The 20,780-nt window shown below is 68.3% G+C and carries 17 protein-coding genes and 1 riboswitch; of the genes, 8 read left to right on the forward strand and 9 right to left on the reverse strand.

Annotated elements, in window-relative coordinates; translation table 11 throughout:
• Positions 1 to 21: 21 nt before the first annotated feature.
• Positions 22 to 963, forward strand: a complete 942-nt coding sequence (locus ACYVN4_RS31445) for a helix-turn-helix domain-containing protein (RefSeq protein ID WP_460725608.1) — start codon at positions 22 to 24, stop codon at positions 961 to 963.
• 5 nt (positions 964 to 968) lie between these two features.
• On the opposite strand, the gene ACYVN4_RS31450 is transcribed toward ACYVN4_RS31445, so the two are convergent.
• On the reverse strand, positions 969 to 1,145 hold the full coding sequence (locus ACYVN4_RS31450; RefSeq protein ID WP_460725609.1) for a DUF1737 domain-containing protein: 177 nt from the start codon (positions 1,143 to 1,145) through the stop codon (positions 969 to 971).
• A gap of 110 nt (positions 1,146 to 1,255) precedes the next feature.
• On the opposite strand from ACYVN4_RS31450, the gene prpD reads away from it, so the two are divergent.
• Genes prpD through ACYVN4_RS31465 form a run of 3 tightly spaced genes read left to right on the forward strand, consistent with a single transcriptional unit; the run spans position 1,256 to position 4,805 of the window.
• Positions 1,256 to 2,767: a 2-methylcitrate dehydratase PrpD gene (prpD, locus tag ACYVN4_RS31455; protein WP_460725610.1), complete on the forward strand. Its 1,512-nt coding sequence runs from the start codon at positions 1,256 to 1,258 to the stop codon at positions 2,765 to 2,767.
• Positions 2,764 to 3,672 (forward strand): methylisocitrate lyase, encoded by a 909-nt coding sequence (gene prpB, locus ACYVN4_RS31460; RefSeq protein WP_460725611.1) that lies wholly within the window; start codon positions 2,764 to 2,766, stop codon positions 3,670 to 3,672. Before prpD ends, prpB begins: the two co-directional genes overlap by 4 nt.
• 5 nt (positions 3,673 to 3,677) lie before the next feature.
• Positions 3,678 to 4,805 (forward strand): bifunctional 2-methylcitrate synthase/citrate synthase, encoded by a 1,128-nt coding sequence (locus ACYVN4_RS31465; RefSeq protein WP_460725612.1) that lies wholly within the window; start codon positions 3,678 to 3,680, stop codon positions 4,803 to 4,805.
• 7 nt (positions 4,806 to 4,812) lie between these two features.
• Here ACYVN4_RS31465 and ACYVN4_RS31470 read toward each other — a convergent pair whose 3' ends face one another.
• Both ACYVN4_RS31470 and ACYVN4_RS31475 read right to left on the reverse strand, forming a co-directional pair.
• Positions 4,813 to 6,045 (reverse strand): hypothetical protein, encoded by a 1,233-nt coding sequence (locus tag ACYVN4_RS31470; protein WP_460725613.1) that lies wholly within the window; start codon positions 6,043 to 6,045, stop codon positions 4,813 to 4,815.
• A gap of 134 nt (positions 6,046 to 6,179) precedes the next feature.
• Entirely contained in the window at positions 6,180 to 6,338 is a 159-nt protein-coding gene (locus tag ACYVN4_RS31475; RefSeq protein ID WP_460725614.1) for a hypothetical protein, read from the reverse strand.
• Positions 6,339 to 6,493: 155 nt separating this feature from the next.
• Between ACYVN4_RS31475 and ACYVN4_RS31480 the strand changes: the two genes are divergently transcribed.
• Together ACYVN4_RS31480 and ACYVN4_RS31485 are read left to right on the forward strand one after the other, a co-directional pair.
• Positions 6,494 to 7,399, forward strand: a complete 906-nt coding sequence (locus ACYVN4_RS31480) for a helix-turn-helix domain-containing protein (protein WP_460725615.1) — start codon at positions 6,494 to 6,496, stop codon at positions 7,397 to 7,399.
• Positions 7,389 to 7,580: a DUF397 domain-containing protein gene (locus ACYVN4_RS31485; RefSeq protein ID WP_460725616.1), complete on the forward strand. Its 192-nt coding sequence runs from the start codon at positions 7,389 to 7,391 to the stop codon at positions 7,578 to 7,580. Before ACYVN4_RS31480 ends, ACYVN4_RS31485 begins: the two co-directional genes overlap by 11 nt.
• Positions 7,581 to 7,583: 3 nt before the next feature.
• Here the strand turns inward: ACYVN4_RS31485 and metE are convergent, their stop codons facing one another.
• The 6 genes from metE to ACYVN4_RS31515 all read right to left on the reverse strand — a co-directional run bounded on the left by metE (position 7,584) and on the right by ACYVN4_RS31515 (position 16,443).
• On the reverse strand, positions 7,584 to 9,845 hold the full coding sequence (metE, locus tag ACYVN4_RS31490) for a 5-methyltetrahydropteroyltriglutamate--homocysteine S-methyltransferase (protein ID WP_460725617.1): 2,262 nt from the start codon (positions 9,843 to 9,845) through the stop codon (positions 7,584 to 7,586).
• Between the two features lie 142 nt (positions 9,846 to 9,987).
• Positions 9,988 to 10,192: riboswitch (cobalamin riboswitch) on the reverse strand.
• On the reverse strand, positions 10,148 to 11,137 hold the full coding sequence (locus tag ACYVN4_RS31495; protein ID WP_460725618.1) for an SDR family NAD(P)-dependent oxidoreductase: 990 nt from the start codon (positions 11,135 to 11,137) through the stop codon (positions 10,148 to 10,150). Its footprint overlaps the riboswitch before it by 45 nt.
• Positions 11,138 to 11,256: 119 nt before the next feature.
• Positions 11,257 to 12,756, reverse strand: coding sequence for a serine/threonine-protein kinase (locus tag ACYVN4_RS31500; protein ID WP_460725619.1), 1,500 nt, complete (start codon positions 12,754 to 12,756; stop codon positions 11,257 to 11,259).
• Positions 12,757 to 12,780: 24 nt separating this feature from the next.
• The gene (locus ACYVN4_RS31505) at positions 12,781 to 13,959 is read right to left on the reverse strand and encodes a DUF7373 family lipoprotein (protein WP_460725620.1); all 1,179 of its coding nucleotides are present in this window, start codon (positions 13,957 to 13,959) and stop codon (positions 12,781 to 12,783) included.
• 21 nt (positions 13,960 to 13,980) lie between these two features.
• Positions 13,981 to 15,243, reverse strand: coding sequence for a DUF7373 family lipoprotein (locus ACYVN4_RS31510; RefSeq protein ID WP_460725621.1), 1,263 nt, complete (start codon positions 15,241 to 15,243; stop codon positions 13,981 to 13,983).
• 3 nt (positions 15,244 to 15,246) lie between these two features.
• Positions 15,247 to 16,443, reverse strand: a complete 1,197-nt coding sequence (locus ACYVN4_RS31515) for a DUF7373 family lipoprotein (protein WP_460725622.1) — start codon at positions 16,441 to 16,443, stop codon at positions 15,247 to 15,249.
• Between the two features lie 360 nt (positions 16,444 to 16,803).
• Here ACYVN4_RS31515 and ACYVN4_RS31520 point away from each other — a divergent pair, with 360 nt between their 5' ends.
• The gene (locus tag ACYVN4_RS31520) at positions 16,804 to 20,208 is read left to right on the forward strand and encodes a pyruvate carboxylase (protein WP_460725623.1); all 3,405 of its coding nucleotides are present in this window, start codon (positions 16,804 to 16,806) and stop codon (positions 20,206 to 20,208) included.
• Positions 20,205 to 20,762 (forward strand): 16S rRNA (guanine(966)-N(2))-methyltransferase RsmD, encoded by a 558-nt coding sequence (rsmD, locus tag ACYVN4_RS31525; protein WP_460725624.1) that lies wholly within the window; start codon positions 20,205 to 20,207, stop codon positions 20,760 to 20,762. The genes ACYVN4_RS31520 and rsmD overlap by 4 nt, the downstream gene beginning before the upstream one ends.
• Positions 20,763 to 20,780: the final 18 nt, after the last annotated feature.

Raw genomic sequence — 20,780 nt, forward strand, 5'->3', positions numbered from 1 at the left:
GGCTCAGGCTAGGAGACCCGCGTGCCCGCTGGCAAGACGAGGCCGGTTTCGAGCTCACCGCAGGCGCAAAGTTCGCAGGGGCAGAGTTCACCGCCGACGCAACGGGTCATCGCGATCGTGGAGTTGCTGGCCGCCGCGTCCAGCTCACGGACCTCGGCCGAGATCGCCGACCGGCTCGAGCTCAACCGGTCCACCGCGGGCGCGATCCTGGCCGCGCTCACCGAACGCGGCTGGGTGCGTCGACTGCCCGACCTCAGCTACGAACTCGGTCCCGCGCTGGCCGCGCTCGGCCGCCGCGCCGCCGACCTGGACGACGACCATGCCTGGCTGGAACGGGAATTGGAGCGGCTCGCCGACGCCGTCGACTGCGGCGCGGCGCTGACCACCATCACCCTCGACCACGTGGAATTCCTGGCGGTCACCCGCGACCGCTACACCGTCGGCATCGAATCCGGCGCGCGCATCCCGCTGCTGGCCCCGGCGGGCGCGGCGATCATCGCGCACTGGGGCACTGCGCGCCAACAGGATTGGCTCGAGACCCGCGGCCCCGAACGCCGCGACGAATACCGCGCGGTCCTCGCCGCCCTGCGGGCGACCGGGCACTGCGTCTGGAAGCTGGAATCAGACAGCCTGCCCAACCTGCGGGTGCTCTCCGAGGTCGCCGACCATCTCGCCGACCAGCCCGCCAGCAAGGAACTGCGCGGCCGTGTGCTGGCCCAGTTGGCCGCCATCGGCGGCAGTGCCTACGACCAGCGCACCCTCGACCGCAATGTCAGCCTGCCGATCAGCTATATCAGCGCACCGGTTTTCGATGCCGGCGGCCACGCGGTGATGGAGTTGCAGATCGGCCCCCTCCGCGAGGACGTCACCCGCGCCGAACGCCACTCCTATCTGACCGAACTGGCGGAAGCCGCTCGCCGCATCGGCGCAGGGGTCGACGTGCATCGCCCCCGACCTTTCTGATCCGGTTACTCCTCGCCCCACACCAGCGCCTGCGCGGCAATGACCGATGTGCCATCGAAGGTGACGGCGGGTGAACCGTGCAGCCGGTAGCCCTCCTCCAGCAGGGCGCTGATGCGCTGGCAGAAGGTGGCGTCATCGGGGCCGGTGATCAGGCGGTAGCGGAGGCGCGCAGGGTCGGTCATGGTGTCAGCTTAAGGTTTGCTGGATTCGCCGATTCGGGCGGATTCGCTTGCCGAACTTCGCTGCTGCGAGCTGTTTTTCGAGGTCATCGGCATGCGTAGCGTGCGGAGGTATGAAGACGTATCCCGTTCGCGCACGCTCCTCGGCCGAGGAGTTCCCGCGCTCCGAGCATTTGGCCATGCGGATCGCCGAGGTGGCGGTCGACCCGGTCGAGGTGTCGGCCGAAGTCACCGAGATGATCGTCAATCGGATCATCGACAATGCCGCGGTGGCAGCAGCTTCGGTGCTGCGGCGGTCGGTGACCACCGCGCGGCGGCAGGCGCAGGCGCATCCGTATTCGCCCGGGGCGACGGTCTTCGGATTGCCCGGGGCACAGCGGTTCTCACCGGAGTGGGCGGCGTGGGCCAACGGGGTGGCGGTGCGGGAGCTGGACTTCCACGACACCTTCCTGGCCGCCGAGTACTCGCATCCGGGGGACAATATTCCGCCGATCCTGGCGGTCGCCCAGCATGCCGGGCGCAGCGGGGCCGAGCTGATGCGCGGGTTGGCGACCGGTTACGAGATCCAGATCGATCTGGTGCGGGGAATCTGCCTGCACGAGCACAAGATCGACCATGTCGCGCATCTGGGGCCGTCGGCGGCGGCGGGCATCGGGACGCTGCTCGGGCTCGACGCCGAGACGATCTATCAGGCTGTCGGGCAAGCGTTGCACACCACCACCGCGACGCGGCAGTCCCGCAAGGGGGAGATCTCCAGCTGGAAGGCGTTCGCGCCCGCCTTCGCCGGGAAGGCGGCCATCGAGGCCGTGGATCGGGCCATGCGCGGGGAGGGTGCGCCCGCGCCGATCTGGGAGGGGGCCGACGGGGTGATCGCCCGGCTGCTGGGCGGATTCGAAGCGGAGTATCAGGTGCCGCTGCCGGGGCCGGGGGAGGCCAAGCGGGCGATCCTGGACAGCTACACCAAGGAGCACTCCGCCGAATACCAGAGCCAGGCCCCGATCGACCTGGCACGGCGGATGCGTTCGCGCATCGGGGATCTCGGGCAGATCGCGTCGATCGTGCTGCACACCAGTCATCACACGCATGTGGTGATCGGCAGTGGCTCGGGTGATCCGCAGAAGTACGACCCGACGGCGAGCCGCGAGACGCTCGATCACTCCGTTCCTTATATCTTCGCGGTCGCGCTGCAGGACGGCGGCTGGCATCACGAGCGCTCGTACGCGCCCGAACGCGCGCGCCGCGCCGACACCGTGGAGCTGTGGCAGCGGATCAGCACGGTCGAGGATCCGGAGTGGACGCGTCGCTATCACTCCACCGACCCCGCCGAGAAGGCGTTCGGCTGCCGGGCCGAGGTGACGCTGCGCAGCGGCGAGACCATCGTCGACGAACTGGCGGTGGCGGACGCGCATCCGTTGGGGGCCAGGCCATTCGGTCGCGATCAGTACATCGAGAAGTTCCGGACGCTGACCGACGGCGTGCTGGAACCCGCTGAGCAGCAACGATTCCTGGACATCGCGCAGCGTGCACCGGAGTTGCGGGCGGGCGAACTGGACCAGTTGACGTTCACCGTGAGCCAGGAGCTGCTGGATCGCGCTCCGGCCACCCGAGAAGGGATCTTCGGATGACCGGGCTGATGGCCGCGGCGGCGACGCCGGGGGACAAGCGGGCCGCGCTGCGGGCCGGGTTGGCGAGCGGGCGCATCCAGCGCTGGCCGGGGGCATTGAATCCGTTGGTGGCCAAGCTGATCCAGGAGATCGGGTTCGAGGGCGTGTACGTGTCCGGGGCGGTGGTGTCGGCTGAGCTCGGGCTGCCCGACATCGGCCTGACCACACTGAGCGAGGTGGCCGAGCGAGGACGGCAGATCGCGCGGGTCACCGAGTTGCCCGTGCTCATCGATGCCGACACCGGATTCGGGGAACCGATGAACGCGGCGCGCACGGTGACCCTGCTGGAGGAAGCCGGGCTGGCGGGCTGTCACCTGGAGGACCAGGTGAATCCCAAGCGTTGCGGGCATCTGGACGGTAAGACGCTGGTACCGGTCGACGATATGGTGCGGCGGGTCCGGGCCGCCGTGGCCGCCCGACGCGACCCCGGGTTCGTGGTCTGCGCCCGCACCGACGCCCGCGGCGTGGAAGGGCTCGACGCGGCGATCGACCGGGCCAAGGCGTACGCCGACGCGGGCGCGGACCTGATCTTCGTCGAAGCCCTCGCCGATGCCGGGGAGTTCGCCAAATTCCGTGCCGCCGTCGATATCCCGCTGCTGGCCAATATGACCGAGTTCGGCAAGTCCGAGCTGCTGTCCGCCGGTGAGCTGGAGTCGCTGGGCTACAACGCCGTCATCTACCCGGTCACCACCCTGCGCCTGGCGATGCACGCCATCGAGACCGGTCTGCGCGAAATCGCGGCCACCGGAACGCAATCCGCGCTGCTGGACCGCATGCAGCATCGGTCGCGGCTCTACGAGCTGCTGAACTACCGCGGCTACAACGCCTTCGACGCCGACATCTTCACTTACACAGTGAGCGAGTGATTCCCATGACCGAGATCAAGAAGGGCCTGGCGGGTGTGGTGGTCGACACCACCGCCATCTCCAAGGTGGTGCCCGAGACCAGCACCCTCACCTATCGCGGCTACGCCGTGCAGGATCTGGCCCGGCAGTGCAGTTTCGAAGAGGTCGCACATCTGCTCTGGTACGGCGAACTCCCCGATCCCGCCGAACTGCGGGCACTGTGCGCCCGCGAACGGGCCCTGCGCGGCGCGGACCGCTCGCTGCTGGCTCTCATCGCCCGCCTGCCCGAAACCTGTCACCCGATGGATGTGGTGCGCACCGTGGTCAGCTACCTCGGTGCGGAGGATCCCCTCGAAGACCGCGGCACCGGCCGGGATGAACTGCTGGCCAAGGCTTTACGCCTGACCGCCGTCCTCCCCACCGTGATCGCGGCCGACCTGCGCCGCCGCCGCGGCCTGGACCCCATCCCGCCCGACCCGTCGCGCGGCTTCGCCGAGAACTTCCTGCACATGTGCTTCGGCGAGGCCACCGGCCCGCACCTGGACCCGCGCCTGGTCCGCGCCTTCGAAATCTCGCTGATCCTCTACGCCGAGCACAGTTTCAACGCCTCCACCTTCGCCGCCCGCGTCGTCACCTCCACCGAATCCGACATGTACAGCGCGGTCACCGCCGCCATCGGCGCCTTGAAGGGCCGCCTGCACGGCGGCGCGAACGAGGCCGTCATGCACGACATGCTCGAAATCGGCGAGCCGGATCAAGCGCGAAAATGGTTGCGAGAGCGCCTCTCCCGCAAGGAAAGGGTGATGGGCTTCGGCCACCGCGTCTACAAGGACGGCGACTCCCGAGTCCCCACCATGAAGTCGGCCCTCACCGACATCGCCGCCCTCACCGACGGCGCCCACTGGCTGTCCATGTACACCGAACTCGAATCCGCCATGCTCGAATCCACCGGCATCAAACCGAATCTCGACTTCCCCACCGGCCCCGCCTACTACCTCCTCGGCTTCGACATAGACATGTTCACCCCCATCTTCGTCATGTCCCGCATCACCGGCTGGACCGCCCACATCCTCGAACAATCCGAATCCAACGCCCTCATCCGCCCGTTGTCGGAATACGTCGGCGTTCCCCCGCGCCGCCTCGGCGCGGCCTAGCGGCGAATCAATCGCAGGAAGGGTACGGCCAGGGGCCGTTGAGGTAGTTGAACATGGCGTTCCAGCCGTAGTACATGTCGTCCGTCCCCAGATCGGACTGGCACGCCAGGTAGGTGTAGTGCAAGGTGCCGGGGTACTCGCTGTCGGGGAAATTGAGGAAGGCGGTGCTGTGGTAGACCAGAATCCATTTCCGTAGGCCGCGGCTGTCGTCGAAGCAGATGGCCTTCGGTCCCGAGCCGTCGTGGATGCCGCCCAGATCGTCGAGACTCTTCAGCGCGGGCCAGACGTCGGTCAGCGCCGCGGGCTTGTTCCAAGGTTGCCACGGTACGAAATCTCCGTCGCCGGAGTTGAGAAAGGCGATCCGGTTTCCCGCGACGAAGACGTAGACGTTGCCCCAGATCGTGACGCAGGAGATTCCGTTGGCCCACTGCTGTTGCTCGTCGCTGCCGAATTCGCCGTCGGCGATCCGGCGGAACCCCAGCCAGGTGTCCGTCAGTAACGACGGCTCCCAGTTGACAGTGGTTCCGAAGTCGCTCACCCTCGCGCAGTATTGGCCGTTGAACAGCCACCAGTTCCCGGTGTCGGGAAGGAAGACGCACGTGTCGAGTCCGCTGTCGAACTCCGGATAACCCCGGAGACCGGACCAGCCGTGGGCGCTGTCGCGGAAATCGCACGGGTTGATGTGCATCGAGTTCCCGTCGTACTCCGTGGAGAAGTAGACCGACCGCGCCGACTCGTTCGGATTCGAATTGGTCGCGGTGAAGGCCCACTGATTCCGGTAGAGGTTGATGGAGTTCACGGTCCACCAGCGCAAGCCGTTCGCCGTGTCCGGGGGATCCCATCCGCCGGGTGGGACGTAACCTTCGTCCGGCACCGGCATCACCGCCGGATCGGGAATGATCCCCTCCAGCTTGACCCTTCCGTCCGGCACCCGGTCCGACACGACCTTGATCGTCTCCGCCTCGGCGTCGATATAGATATTGATGGCCTCGAAGATCGGCGCGAGCACTTCCAGCATCTCCATCGACGCTTGCAGCACCTGATCGAAGATCTTCTGCATGCCCCCGATCCAGAGGACCGCCTGCCTGCTCAAATGGATGGTGTACTGGGGGAAGTCGACTTCGGTATAGATGTCCGAGCTGATGTCGAACTTTCCCTCAGCTCTCCCCGGACGCCGCTGATGCACGAGCGCGCCATCAACGGGCCGGGGGAACTGAACCGGGTTTTCGGGAAGCGACATGATGTCTCCCAACAGTATTGCCACGATGCCCAGCCATTCGAGTGTATCCCCCAGTGCCGCAACGCACTTCGAGTCGCATGGAGTCGACCGTTCGGTCCGCCTCCATTGCGCTGGGGCGGTGTCCCTGATCTTGGTTAGTGCGAGGGTGGGTGGGGGTGGCGGGCGAGGCATTCGGCGGCGGCGCGGGCCCGGGGACAGGGTGGGGTGCAGGGGGCGTGGATCTTCAGGATGCCCTCGGCTCGGCGGGGGTCGTCTACGCGGGCGTTCTCGCAGAAGTCATTGATCCAGGTCATGGGGGAACGGTGCGACACGGGGGCGCGGTCGCGCGGCACGCGCAGAGAATCTGCGGAATTGGCGCAAAAGGCGAGGTCGCGTTGTGCAACGCGGCTTATCGTTGGTGCATTCCGCAACAACATTCGACTGCAGTGTGCAACGGAGGCGGGCGGACGTGACCGATGGGGATGGGCCTTCGGATACCGGAAGCACCTTGCCGCGTAGGCAACTCGGCCGGTTCTTACGGGAGGCCAGGGACGGGGCCGGATTCACGGTGGAACAGGCTGCCGAGTTGATGGAGTGGAACAAGTCGACGCTCAGTCGCCTGGAACGAGGCCTGACGGAAAAGGTCAGGGTCAGAGACGTTTTGGGCCTGTGCGAGGTGTATGGGTTGGATGAGGAGAAGACCGCCGCCGCGAAGGCGCTGGCCGAGCAGACACCGGCCAAATCCTGGTGGCACGCCTACGCCGATCTGATCCCCTCGCATTCCAACCTGTTCGTCGGATTGGAGGCCGGTGCGCGCGTCATCACGATCTTTCAACCATTGATCGTCCCCGGACTCCTGCAGACCGCCGACTACGCGCGGGCCATGGACCGGATCTATTTTCCGGCCGATACGGCAGTGGAGCTTGACCGGCGAATCGAGTTGCGGGCGCAACGCCGGAATGTGCTGCTGCGCCAGCGGCATCCGGCCCAGGCTCTGGTGGTGTTGCAAGAGGCGGCACTGCGCACGGTGGTGGGCGACCGCCGTGTAATGGCGGCCCAGTTGCGGCACATCGCCGACCTGAGCACGCGCGACAATATCGAGGTGCGGCTGTTGCCGTACCGGGCGGGATTCCCGGTGGGCATGCCGCTACCGCCGTTCATCATCTTCGAATTCGGGCAGGATGCTCGTGGGAAGCTGACCGAGCCCACCGTGGTGTTTGCCGAAAGTTTCGCCGGGGCAATGTATTTTGAGCGTCAGACCGAGGTCGGGCTTTACCGTGAAGCCTTCAGTACGGTTCAGCGCGCGACTCTGGACGCTCGCCCGAGCCGGGATCTGGTTCGCGAGATAGCAAGGGAGCACGACAGTGACCGCTGATCCGAATCGGACTGTGTGGTTCAAGTCCAGCTACAGCTCGGGCGGCCAAGATTGTGTCGAGGTTGCCCACCTCGGTGGTGGCCGGGTGGGCGTCCGGGACTCGAAGAATCCCACCGGCCCGGCGTTGAGCTTCGCGCCTGGCGAGTGGGATGTGTTCATCGCGGGTGTGTGTGGTTCTTGACCGTCAGCGGAGGGCTTTGGCGGCCTGAACCATGTTGTGGAGGGACGCTTCCACTTCCGCGGGGCCGCGGGTTTTCAGGCCGCAGTCGGGGTTGACCCAGAGGCGGTCGGCGGGGACGGCTTTCAGGGCCTCGCGGAGGGATTCGGTGATTTCGGGGGTCGAGGGGACTCGGGGGGAGTGGATGTCGTAGACGCCGGGGCCTACGCCCAGGTGGAAGCCCGCCGCGTTGAGGTCGTCGAGGACTTCCATGTGGGAGCGGGCGGCCTCGATGGAGGTGACGTCCGCGTCGAGGGCGGCGATGGCGTCGATGACCTCGCCGAACTCGGAATAGCAGAGGTGGGTGTGGATTTGGGTGGCGTCGGAGACGCCGGAGGTGGCCAGGCGGAAGGCGGTGATGGACCAGGCCAGGTAGTCGGGCTTGGCGTCGGCGCGCAGGGGGAGCAGTTCGCGCAGGGCCGGTTCGTCGACCTGGATGATGCGGATGCCCGCCGCCTGCAGGTCCACGGTCTCGTCGCGGATGGCCAGCGCCACTTGGCTTGCCGTCACGTCGAGGGGCTGGTCGTCGCGGACGAAGGACCAGGCCAGGATGGTGACGGGGCCGGTGAGCATGCCCTTGACCGGCTTGTCGGTGCGGGATTGGGCGTAGGTGATCCAGTCGACCGTCATCGGTGCGGGGCGGGTCACGTCGCCGTAGAGGATGGGTGGGCGCACGCAGCGGGTGCCGTAGGACTGGACCCAGCCGTTGGCGGTGGTGAGGAAGCCGGTGAGCTGTTCGGCGAAGTACTGCACCATGTCGTTGCGTTCCGGCTCGCCGTGCACCAGCACGTCGAGGCCCAGCTTCTCCTGCAGCGCAATGACGTCCGCGATCTCGGCCCGCATCCGATCGCGGTACTCCGCGTCCGTGATCGTGCCTTTGCGCAGGGCGGTGCGGTCGCGGCGGATGGCGTCGGTCTGCGGATAGGAGCCGATGGTGGTGGTCGGCAGCGGCGGCAGCGGAAGGCGCTCATGTTGCAGCACACGACGTTCCGCGGCGGGCGCGCGGCGGGTGGCGTCCGGGCCGAGCGCGGCCAGGCGGGCCCGGACGGTGTCGTCGCGCAGGCGCGGATCGGTGCCGCGCGCGGCCAGTGCGGCACGGGCGGTGGACAATTCGTCGGCGACCGCTTCGGTCCCGGCGTGCAGGGCGGTCGCGAGCAACCGCACCTCGGCCACCTTCTCCGCCCCGAAGGCCAGCCAGGACCGCACGCTCGGGTCGAGCGCCGCTTCGGCGTCGAGCGAATACGGCACGTGCAGTAGCGAACTGGAGCTGGACACGGCCAGCGCGCCGCTGCCGCCGAGCAGGGTGCCCAGCGTCGCCAGGGCCCGATCCGGGTCGTTGCGCCACACATTGCGGCCGTCGACGACCCCCGCCACCACGAGCTTGGTGGCCAGCGCCGGCACCGAGGTCACGTCCTCGACGGTGGTCCCGGCCGTGAAATCCAGTGCCACGCCGTCGATGTCGGTGGCGGCCAGCATCGGCAGCGCCGCGCCCGGTCGACCGAAGTAGGTGGCCACCAGCAGCCGCGGCCGGTCGGTGCCCGCCGACAGCTCCGCGTACACGTGCTGCACCAGGGCGAGTTCCACCTCGGACAGGTCGGTGACCAGCACCGGCTCGTCGATCTGTACCCATTCGGCCCCGGCCGCGGCCAAGCGCCGCAACAGCTCTCGGTACAGCGGCAGTAGATCGCTCAATCGGCGCAGTGCATTGCCCTCGGCATCCTTGGCCAGCTTCAGGAAGGTGAGCGGCCCGATCACCACCGGCCGCGCGGGCACCCCGAGCGCCTGCGCCTCGGCCAGCTCAGCGAGGAGCTGCTCCGGGTGCAGGCTGAACGCGGTGTCCGGGCCCAGTTCGGGAACCAGGTAGTGGTAGTTGGTGTCGAACCACTTGGTCATCTCCAGCGGTTCGACCTCCGCGGTCCCGCGGGCCGCCGCGAAATACCGGTCCAGCGGATCTGCGATCCCGGCCACCCGGGGCGGCAGCGCACCGAACAGGACTGCGGTATCGAGCATTTGGTCGTAGTACGAGAAGGTGCCCACCGGCACCGAGTCGAGTCCGGCGGCCACGAGCGCGGTGAGCTGCTCGGCGCGGAGTTCACGCCCGACGGCGTACAGCGCGACCGCGTCGATCCGGCCCGCCCAATACGATTCGACGGCCCGTTTGAGTTCCCGGCGCGGCCCGATCCTGGGCAGGCCGAGCACCGTCGCGGTGAAGGGTGAAATGCTGGTCACGGGTAATCTCCAGTGCTCCAAGTCCACTGGCCGTCGCCACAAGAGCGCACGAAACCCGGGCAGCCCACGACCGCCGTTGTCACGGCAGCGGGAAACCACCGGCCCGTCCGCCCAGTCCACGAGGCGATGACCGCCGGATACGGCGTACCCGGCACAGTAGGCAGGTCTTCGGACTCACAGGCACCGGCCCGAATGGGCCGACCTACTGGCCGTCGCTTCCCGGGCTCGCGCCCAGTGCTCATGACGGCGGTCGTTCCTGCATACCGCTGCGGGACAGTTCCGGATTCTCACCGGATTCCCTCTCACCGAATCCCCCTTGCGGAAGAACCGGTTTCGACGCCGAACGCGGGACCAGACCGAGTCTCGCCCGTTGCGCCCGGCGAACCGACTGCACCCGCGAGCATAACGCGGTGTTGCGCCCGGGCGATGATCGCGTCCATCACCCGGGCCATCAGGCGCGGCGCCGCACCGGCGAGCCAGCGCAGCAGTCGGGCGCTCCGGGAGGGCACCACCGTGGCGCGGCCCCGGGCCGCCCCGACCAGCAGCGCCCGGGCCACCGCGGTCGCGGTGATCGGGGCGGAACCGCTGAGCGCCACCAGTTCCGCCGGTTTGGTCGCGGCCTCCGCCGACAGCTGCGGAGTGTCGACATCCGGTGGCAGCACCACCGTGACCGAGACGCCCGCGGGCCGCAGCTCCTGCCGCAGGACCTCGCACAGCGCGCGCACCGCGAACTTGCTGGGGCTGTACGCGCCGTAACCGAAGCAGGGCAGCACCCCGGCCATGGAGGAGATCACCGTGATGCTGTCGCGGTCGCCCTCCCGCAGATCGGGCAGCACCTCCCGGATCACGTGCAACGCACCGAAATAGTTGACGGCCATGTGCTTGTCGAAATCGGCGAGCGCGAGCCGCGAGAAGTAGTCCGGCTTGGCGATCCCGGCGCATGCGATCACCGCCTGGACCCGACCGTGTTGCGCACGGGCGAGTTTCAATGCCGCGCGCATGTCCTCGGGCCGGGTGACGTCGGCGGCAATGGCGGCCAGCCGTCCCGCTTCACTTGGCACCCGGACCGAAAGCGCCTCCAGCGCCGAGTCTTCCAACGCGAGCACACTCACCCGCGCCCCCGCCGCCAAGGCCATCCGGGTCACCTCGAGCCCGATCCCGCTACTGCCGCCGGTCACCACCACATGGCGGCCCTCCCAGTACTTGGCCACCTCGACCGGCAGTCCGTGCCCGCGCCCGTCGCTCAGCCGGTACCGTGCCGAAAACCTGCCGCCGACTCGCAAACCCCGCATCACCGACTCCTTTCGTCCTGCCGTCCGGGCCTCCCGAACCTGACGCCGATCCTGGGTGGCGATCGACAAGCCCACGGCAGCGCTTCGGCAAGAACGTGTAAGAATCCGCGCGCGGAGGTTCAGAGCACCTTGGCGATCGACGGGACCACGCGCTGGACCAGGATGTCGGGGGAGGCGGGAGTCCAGTTCATGAAGGCCTGTGCGGTGGCGGGATCGTCGACGATGACCAGGCGTGTGTGGTCGAGGGTGGAGGACAGGAAGCCACTGGGCAGGCCGCGCAGACCGCCGTTGCCCGCCTGTTTGTCGGTGCGGACGACGATGATCAGGTCGACATTCGGGATCAGTGCGTCGCTGGGTGACAGGGCGCGGGGAGAGGCTTCCTCGGTCTTGGCGCGGTAGTCGGTGCTGTAGTGGAAGCCGATGTCCTGCAGGAACTTTCCCTGATCACTGGTGTCGAGATCGGCGGAGAGGGTGCCGTCGCCGAGGTTGAACGCCACCACGGTCTTGGTCTGGAAGACCGGATGGGCCGAACGGACCTGAGACACGGAATCGACCGGGGTGGTTGTCGTGATGGCCGAGCCCCCGCCGGTGGTCGAGTGGTGGGTGGCGACGAACACGGCCACGCCCGAAACCGCCAGCAGCACAACCACTGCTGCACCGAGCAGGACGCGCAGCAGCCGCGTCGACCGCGGCCGGGCTTGCGGACGGTCGATCGGATCGGTCGGGGGTGCCTCCGCGAAAACCACTGGACCGAACGGTGATCCGCCCGCCAGCGCCAGCGCCGCATCGGCGGTGAACTGCCGGCAGGTGGCGTAGCGCTGCGCCGGATCCTTCGCCAGCACCTTCGCGATCACGCCGTCCAGCGCGGGCGGCAGATCCGGCCGCATGGCGCTGATCGCGGGCGGCGGGTCCTGCAGATGCCCCAGCGTCGCCTGGGCCAGTGAGGTCACCGGGAACGGTGTCCGCCCGGTGAGCAGCTTCACGAAAGCGCAACCGAGACTGTAGATATCACCCCGGTGATCCAGCGGCCCCGCCACCAGCCGCTCGGGCGCCGCATAGGCCAGGGTCGCCATCAGGCTGTCGCCGGAGGTCAGCTCCCGGTTGTCAGCGACCGAGGTCGCCACCCCGAAGTCGGTGAGCAGCGCCCGTTCCTCGCCGTGTTCGGGATCGTCCTCGTTGCGGGTGAGCAGGAAGTTGGCGGGCTTCACGTCCCGGTGCAGCAGCCCGCGCCGGTGCGCGTAGTCGAGGGCCTTGCCGACATCGGTGATGATGCGCAGCGCCCGCTGCGGGGTCAGGCCGCCCGGATGCTGCTTCAGCTCGACGGAGGCGTCGGTACCCGCCACGTACTGCATGGCGATCCACAGCCGCCCGTCCTCCTCGCCGCGCGCGTAGACGGTGACGATATTCGGATGATCCAGTTCGGCAGAGAGATTCGCCTCCCGCTCGAACCGGTTGCGATACATCTCATCGTGCGACAGATCCGCGCTCAGCACCTTCAACGCGTCCAGCCGCCGCGGGAACATCGGATCCTGCACCAGATACACGGTGCCCATCCCGCCACTGCCGAGCACCCGGATCACCCGGTAGCCGCCCACAATGGTGCCGGGCCGCAACGGCATGCTGTCCCCTCCGACTGTCGGTTGTCAGATGTGACCATAAGCCAGGAGCTCGTACTGTGCCGAAAGTCGTTGGCGCAGATCCTGGGACTGCTCGGCGGAGACCTCGGCCATGTAGCGGTCGTAGGGCAGGTAGCAGAGGTATTTGTTGCCGAGGGTGTCGTCGTCCTTGGCCTGCAGGCAGCGGGCGGTGGGGAGGCCGGGTGGCGGGTCGATGGGCTTGTAGCGGTCGAGGAGCTCGTCGACGAAGGCTCCGGTGAGGCGTTGCGCGGCCGCGGCATCGCGGGCGCGGTACACGCCGCTCAGTGCGTGCGCCACCAGATCGACTCCGGCGCTGTCGAAGGCGGCCTTGGTGGCCGCCGGGCGATCATCGGTACTCAGGGCCGCGTGCGGCGTGTACAGCCCCTCGATCGCCCAGATCTGGCCCTGACCCGGCGGCAGGGTGCGGCTGAGCAGGTCCTCGGGATCGGTGGCGAGACCGGCGAGTTGATCGACCGGCGTGGGCTGGAAGTCCTTCATCGCATCGATCGCCCGATCCAGCAGCTTCTTCGTCGCGTCGATCAGCGACCCGGGACCGTCGGGCACGGTCAGCATGTCGGAGGCGTAGACCCAGTAGAGGTAATTGCCCTGCGTGACAAAGGTTTTCACCGACTCCAGATTGGTGAGCCGGGACTTCGCATCCGGATAGCCCGGCACCGTCACCGGCCCCTTGTCCGGATACTGCGGATCCTGGTCTCCCACCAGGTGATTCGCGGCCGAGACCGCCTGCTCCGGCTTGGCGAAACGCAGCACCGTGAGATCCAGGCTCAGCCCCAGCGACACATCCTCGCGGTGTCGTCCACCGGTCTGCCACCCGGCGATCAGGCCCGGCGTCCAGTCGGTGAACTTGTCGATGCCCAGCACCGGATAGTCCGGGGTGACGGCGTTCCCGCCGTGGCCGTACACCAGCCGATCGTCGACATCCAGCGCCAGCGGCAGATGCTCGGCCATCCGGATCGACTCCTGCAGCAGATCTCCGACGGTGATGTCCGGCTGCTGGGTGGTGATCGCGCGCGGCACCACCGGGTAGTTGCCCGGATCCAATTGGGCCACATCGACGATCGCCACCTTCGGGGCCCGCGCGGCGGGCGGGTGGTCGCCCGACCCGCAGGCGGCCAGCCCGATCACGCACGCCAGCACCAGGATCCGGCCACACACTGATCTCACTCGGGGAAGGCTCATGGCACGCTATCCCGTCTTGGCCAGCATCGAATACTGCGCCGCCACCCGCTGCGGGAACGACGACGGCTCCGCCCCGCTGAACTCCGCCTGCGCGCCGATCACCGCGACATACCGGCCGACCACGACCGCGCAGAGAAAGGTGTGGCGGCGAATCGGTTCCGGCTCGTCCAACTGCAGACAGGAGGCGTCCACCAGGCCCGGCGGGTTCGCCAGCAGATCGTCGTCGCGACCCGGCTTGGTCAGGGCCGCCTGTAATCCGAACGCCGCCGCCAGATCCCGGGTGCGATAGACGGTGGCGGCATTGCGGGCGACCACATCCACCCCGGCGGCGTCGAAGGCCTTGCGGACCGCGACCACATCCCGTTCGAAATGCAGCGCCCCGGCGGGACTGTAGAGCCCGCCCTGCGCGGAACCCCACGAGTCCTGATCCTCGTCGGAGGCGTCGAACTTGTTGGGCAGGGTCAGCCGCAGCAGCCCGTCGGGATCGGCCGCCAGATCCGGGATGTCCTCCAGCGGAGTCGGTTTCAGGTCCGCCATCCGGGTCAGCTGGGCCTGCAGCACCGCCTGCAGCCGGGCCGCGAGCGCGGTGGCGTCGGCCTGCGGGATCACCACGTGCGTGACGATCACGTAGACGCCGTGCGCGGCGAACGCCTGCCCGCGGTCGTCGGTGACCGCCGAAGCTCGTGCGTCCACACCGTCGAGCGTGATCTGGTGCGACGCGGGCGTGACCAGCGTGTCGGCAAACCCGTTCGCGGCCGCCTGCGCCGCCTGCTCGGTCGGGAACCGCATGAGCGCCAACGTGATCTGCTTGCGAGCCCGCACGCTGTTGTTGGTGCGCCAGATGTACGCGCCCGCGATCAACCGGTTCGCCACAGCGACCGGCTGCCAGTTCTTCGGGAACGGCGCGTCCTTGCCGAGGAAGTCGTCCGGATCGCCGAAATTGCCGTCGGAGGTGTCCAGCGTGCGGGCCGCGCCCAGCGTCGTGATGTCCGGGTCGATCTCGTCGGGACTCACCAGATAGCTGTACATGCGCCGGGATTCGATGCGGTACGCGTCGGTCGCCGAGTCGTAGAGCGGGTTGTAGTCGGTCGGGCCCGAAGGGTACGGGCCCACCGCGAGTTTCGACCAGTCCGGCGCGGTCATCCCCGGCCGCGCATGCCCCGCGATCGGGGCGGCCGCCCACGCGATCAGCACGGCCAGCGCGACCGCCGTCGCCGCGAGCACCAGCAAACCGGTCCGCAGCCTTCGGGATTCACGAATTCTCCGCACCGCTCACCTACTCGTCACCAGCACGTACTGCGCGGAGGTCTTCTGATACAGCTCCAGCACATTGCGCGCACCCACCTGCACGTTGTACCGGTCCACGTGAAAAGTGCACTGGTTGAAGACGACCTGGCCGTTCGCCAGGATCGCGAAGCAGCCGACATCGCCGGGGAAATCCGGTGGCGGTGCGATCGTCTGCTGCGTGTCGGGCTTGCCGGTGGCCGGATTCCACCGCTGCCACAGGGCTGCCGCGGCCGTGCCGGTCCGGCTGTGGACCACGATCGCATCGCCGTAGCCGACCAGGTCCACATCGCCGACGGTCAGGAAATCGAGGTCGGCGTCGCTGAGGCTCTGCAGCGCGCCGCGACCGGTGTAGGCCCCGTCCGGGTCCGGGCGCAGGGTCTCCTCGGGATTGGTGGGCAGGGTCCGGCCCAGAATGCCGTCCGGATCCAGCGGCAGGTGCGCGAACTTGTCGGCGGGCGTCGGCACGAACTTGTCCAGCAGCGGCAGCGCCACATCCAGCATCTGCTCGGTGCGGGCGGTCAGATCCGGCAGGTTCGGCGCGGACAGCTCATCGACGATCTTGATGAACACCACGTAGCGGTCGTGCACCGTCCAGGAACCCAGCGAGGCCACGGTGGGTCGCCAATGTGCGCGGCTGTCAGGGTATTTCGACAGCGTGACCGGACGATTGTCGACGTTGTAGGTGAAGTCGTCGTGCTCGAGCGCCGGACCGACCGCCGCCGCGCGGCCCGCATCCGGCAACTCCAGCACCGCGATGCTGAGCGTGCGGTGCTTCTCGTCGGATTCCGCACCCGTGCACCAGGTATTGATCCAGCCGCCGTGCAGATCGTGCGCCACCTCGTCGAAGGTGTCGTTGATCAGGATGTCGCCCAGGCCCTTGTGATTGGTGACCAGGTGCGGGTGCACATCGTTGGAACATTCGTAGGTGTAGTCGCGGTCGGCCTCGAACGGCAGCGCCACATAGTCCGACAGTCGCTGCGATTCACGCACCCGGGACTGCTTGTCGGTCTTGGCATTCCCCAGCACCCGCGGCACGGTCTGATAGTTGCCGACCTGCAGGCTCGCCGGATCGGTCTGCTGCCGGACGGGGGAGCCGGGAACGCTGGTGGCACAACCCGTCCCGGCGGCGAGCGTCAGCGCCAGGGCTACCGGCAGCAGCGTGCGCGACGCGATCGATCTCAACGACCCCCTCCTCGCGCCGGATCTTAGCGCGCCCCAAGCCTTCTCGCGTCCGAACCAGCGGCCGTGCCGGGACTTCCGGCCCGGAGACTTCCGCGTGTCCCGCACTGTGGTGTCGGACACGATCGGATGGCGATCCGGACGCGGCGGCATATCGGTGCGCGACCCGGCTCGCGGGTCGGTCCGGAGGCCATTTCCTTAGCAAGGCGGCGAATTCGGTGGTCGGCGCGGCGCGACCCTCACCGGCAGGCATGTATCACGGTGATTAACACAAATTCGCAATCGCGGCGGCGGGACTGTGAAGATTGCTGCGAACGGGACTTCGATGCCCGATCCGTGTCCGAGGGCAGGTACCTTCTTTCCATGTTCTCCAAAGTCCTGGTCGCCAACCGCGGCGAGATCGCCATTCGCGCCTTCCGCGCGGCCTACGAACTCGGCATCGGAACCGTGGCGGTCTTTCCGTACGAGGACCGCAACTCCGTGCACCGGCTCAAGGCCGACGAGGCGTACCAGATCGGTACCCCCGGCCATCCGGTACGGGCGTACCTGTCGATCGAAGAGATCATCAAGGCCGCCCAGACCGCCGGCGCGGACGCCGTCTACCCCGGTTACGGCTTCCTGTCGGAGAACCCGGACCTGGCCGCCGCCTGCGCCCGCGAGGGCATCACCTTCATCGGCCCCTCGGCGCACGTGCTCGAACTGACCGGTAACAAGGCGCGCGCCATCGCCGCCGCCAAGGCCGCCGGGCTGCCGGTGCTGCGCTCGAGCGAACCGTCCGCCGATGTGGACTTCCTCGTGGCCGCCGCCGAGGACATGGAGTTCCCGGTCTTCGTCAAGGCCGTCGCCGGTGGTGGCGGGCGCGGTATGCGTCGTGTCGCCGATCCCGCGCAGCTGCGCGAATCCATCGAGGCCGCCGCGCGCGAGGCCGAATCCGCCTTCGGCGACGCGACGGTGTTCCTCGAGCAGGCGGTGATCAACCCCCGCCACATCGAGGTGCAGATCCTCGCCGACCAGCACGGCAATGTCATCCACCTGTTCGAGCGCGACTGCTCGCTGCAGCGCCGCCACCAGAAGGTGATCGAGCTCGCGCCCGCGCCCAATCTGGATCCCGCACTGCGCGAACGCATCTGCGCCGACGCCGTGGCCTTCGCCCGCCAGATCGGCTACTCCTGCGCGGGCACCGTGGAGTTCCTGCTCGACGAGCGCGGCAACCACGTGTTCATCGAGATGAATCCGCGAATCCAGGTGGAGCACACGGTGACCGAGGAGATCACCGACGTCGACCTGGTGCAGTCGCAGCTGCGCATCGCGGCGGGGGAGAGCCTGGCGGATCTGGGACTGAGCCAGGACGCCATCCACATTCGCGGCGCGGCCCTGCAGTGCCGCATCACCACCGAGGACCCGGCCAACGGGTTCCGGCCCGACACCGGCCGCATCACCGGCTACCGCTCGCCCGGCGGCGCGGGCGTGCGCCTCGACGGCGGCGCGAACGTCGGCGCGGAAGTCGGGGCCTACTTCGACTCCATGCTGGTCAAACTGACCTGCCGCGGACGCGATTTCGACACCGCCGTGGCGCGTGCCCGGCGCGCGGTCGCCGAATTCCGCATTCGTGGCGTGACGACCAACATCCCGTTCCTGATGGCGGTGCTGGACGATCCGGACTTCCGCGCGGGCCGCGTGACCACCTCGTTCATCGACGAGCGGCCGCAGTTGCTCACTTTGAAGAGCTCGGCCGACCGCGGCACCAAGATCCTGAACTACCTGGCCGACGTGACGGTGAACAAGCCGCACGGCTCGCGCCCGACCAAGCTGTACCCGCACGACAAGCTGCCCGCCCTCGACCTGACCGTCCCGCCGCCGCCCGGCACCCGCCAGCGGCTGCTGGAACTCGGGCCCGAAGGGTTCGCGCAGTGGCTGCGCAATCGCGAGGGCGTCGCCGTCACCGACACCACCTTCCGTGACGCGCACCAGTCGCTGCTGGCGACTCGCGTGCGCACCAACGGCCTGCTCGACGTCGCCGGGCACGTGGCGCGGCTGACACCGGAACTGCTGTCCATCGAATGCTGGGGCGGCGCAACCTATGACGTGGCGCTGCGGTTCCTCTTCGAGGACCCGTGGGAGCGCCTGGCCGCGCTGCGCGAGGCCGTGCCCAACATCAATCTGCAGATGCTGCTGCGCGGGCGCAACACCGTCGGCTACACGCCGTACCCCGAAAAGGTCACGCGCGCCTTCGTTTCCGAGGCGACCGCCACCGGCATCGACATCTTCCGTATCTTCGACGCGCTCAACAATGTCGACCAGATGCGCCCGGCCATCGACGCCGTGCGTGAAACCGGCACGGCCCTGGCCGAAGTCGCCATGAGCTACACCGGTGATCTGTCGAACCCGAACGAGGACCTCTACACCCTCGACTACTACCTCAAGCTCGCCGAGCAGATCGTCGAGGCCGGGGCGCACGTCATCGGCATCAAGGACATGGCCGGACTGCTGCGCGCACCCGCCGCCGCGACCCTGGTCACCGCGCTGCGTCGGGAATTCGACCTGCCCGTGCACGTGCACACCCACGACACCCCGGGCGGTCAGCTGGCCACCTACCTGTCGGCGTGGCAGGCCGGGGCGGACGCGGTCGACGGTGCGTCGGCGCCCATGGCGGGCACCACCTCTCAGCCCGCTTTGTCGGCCATCGTTGCGGCGGCGGCGAATTCGCCCTACGACACCGGGCTGAACCTGCAGAACGTGTGCGACCTCGAGCCGTACTGGGAATCGCTGCGAAAGGTGTACGCGCCCTTCGAATCCGGCCTGCCGGGCCCGACCGGACGCGTCTACCACCACGAGATCCCGGGTGGGCAGCTGTCCAACCTGCGGCAGCAGGCCATCGCGCTCGGCCTGGGCGACCAGTTCGAGCAGGTCGAGGCCAAATACGCGGCGGCGGACCGGCTTTTGGGCCGCCTCGTCAAGGTCACCCCGTCCTCCAAGGTGGTCGGCGACCTCGCACTCGCGCTCGTCGGCAGCGGCGTCGACGTCGAGGACTTCGCCTCCGACCCGGCCCGCTACGACATCCCGGACTCCGTGATCGGCTTCCTGCGTGGCGAACTCGGCACCCCGGCCGGCGGCTGGCCCGAGCCCTTCCGCAGCCGCGCGCTGGAAGGCCGCGGACCTGCCAAGCCGGAAACCCAGCTCACCGCCGCCGACGAGGCCGGGCTGAACGGCAGCTCCGACGAGCGGCGCGCCACCCTCAACCGGCTGCTGTTCCCCGGGCCCACCGCCGAATTCCTCGCCCACCGCGAGAAGTTCGGCGACACCACCGGACTCTCGGCCAACCAGTTCTTCTACGGCCTGCGCCACGATGAGGAACACCGCGTCCAGCTCGACAAGGGCGTCACCCTGCTCATCGGGCTGGAAGCCATCTCCGAGCCCGACGAGCGCGGCATGCGCACCGTCATGTGCATCCTCAACGGGCAGCTGCGGCCCATCATGGTGCGCGACCGCTCCATCGCCAGCGAGATCCCGGCCGCCGAGAAGGCCGACCGGACCAATGCCGGGCACATCGCCGCGCCGTTCGCCGGTGTGGTGACCCTCGCTGTCTCCGAAGGGGATTCGGTCACCGCCGGGGACACCATCGGCACCATCGAGGCCATGAAGATGGAGGCCGCCATCACCGCGCCGCGCGCGGGCATCGTGCGGCGCGTGGCCATCGCGAAGGTGCAGCAGGTGGAAGGCGGCGACCTGCTGGTCGACGTCAACCTCAACGAGGCCGCCGCCGAATGACCCGGATCGTGGCGGGGACCGCCGGGGGACGCCGACTACGCGTTCCCCCGGCGGGCACCCGGCCTACCTCCGACCGCGTGCGCGAGGCGCTGTTCTCACTGCTGCACGCGCGCATGGACTTCGACGGGCTGCATGTTCTCGACCTCTACGCGGGGTCGGGGGCGCTGGCATTGGAAGCCTTGTCGCGCGGCGCATCCCACGCCCTGCTGATCGAATCCGACCGCAAGGCCGCCGCCGTCATCCGCGGCAATATCGGCGACCTCGGGCTGCCGGGCGCGGAATTGCGGCAGAACTCGGTGAGTGCGGTGCTGTCCGCCACGCCCTCGGAACGCTACGACCTGGTTTTCACCGACCCGCCGTACGCGCTCGAGGTAGCCGACGTCGAAGCCGACCTGCGTGCCCTCGCCGAGAACGGCTGGCTGCACGAGGAAGCCCTCATCGTGGTCGAACGCTCCACCCGGTCCCCGGAAATCACCTGGCCCAAGGGCTACACGGCCCTGAAATCCCGCGACTACGGCGAGACGCGCATCGACCTCGCCGAATTCGAGGGCTGAGCGCCGACGGATTTCCCG

Source organism: Nocardia heshunensis (assembly GCF_054782115.1).

What these genes read in the sequence shown, in the direction of transcription:
- ACYVN4_RS31450 (WP_460725609.1), bottom strand. Translation starts at nt 1,145, where the DNA reads ATGACCGACCCTGCGCGCCTCCGCTACCGCCTGATCACCGGCCCCGAT.
- prpD (WP_460725610.1), top strand. Translation starts at nt 1,256, where the DNA reads ATGAAGACGTATCCCGTTCGCGCACGCTCCTCGGCCGAGGAGTTCCCG.
- prpB (WP_460725611.1), top strand. Translation starts at nt 2,764, where the DNA reads ATGACCGGGCTGATGGCCGCGGCGGCGACGCCGGGGGACAAGCGGGCC.
- ACYVN4_RS31465 (WP_460725612.1), top strand. Translation starts at nt 3,678, where the DNA reads ATGACCGAGATCAAGAAGGGCCTGGCGGGTGTGGTGGTCGACACCACC.
- ACYVN4_RS31470 (WP_460725613.1), bottom strand. Translation starts at nt 6,045, where the DNA reads ATGTCGCTTCCCGAAAACCCGGTTCAGTTCCCCCGGCCCGTTGATGGC.
- ACYVN4_RS31475 (WP_460725614.1), bottom strand. Translation starts at nt 6,338, where the DNA reads ATGACCTGGATCAATGACTTCTGCGAGAACGCCCGCGTAGACGACCCC.
- ACYVN4_RS31495 (WP_460725618.1), bottom strand. Translation starts at nt 11,137, where the DNA reads ATGCGGGGTTTGCGAGTCGGCGGCAGGTTTTCGGCACGGTACCGGCTG.
- ACYVN4_RS31500 (WP_460725619.1), bottom strand. Translation starts at nt 12,756, where the DNA reads ATGCCGTTGCGGCCCGGCACCATTGTGGGCGGCTACCGGGTGATCCGG.
- ACYVN4_RS31520 (WP_460725623.1), top strand. Translation starts at nt 16,804, where the DNA reads ATGTTCTCCAAAGTCCTGGTCGCCAACCGCGGCGAGATCGCCATTCGC.
- rsmD (WP_460725624.1), top strand. Translation starts at nt 20,205, where the DNA reads ATGACCCGGATCGTGGCGGGGACCGCCGGGGGACGCCGACTACGCGTT.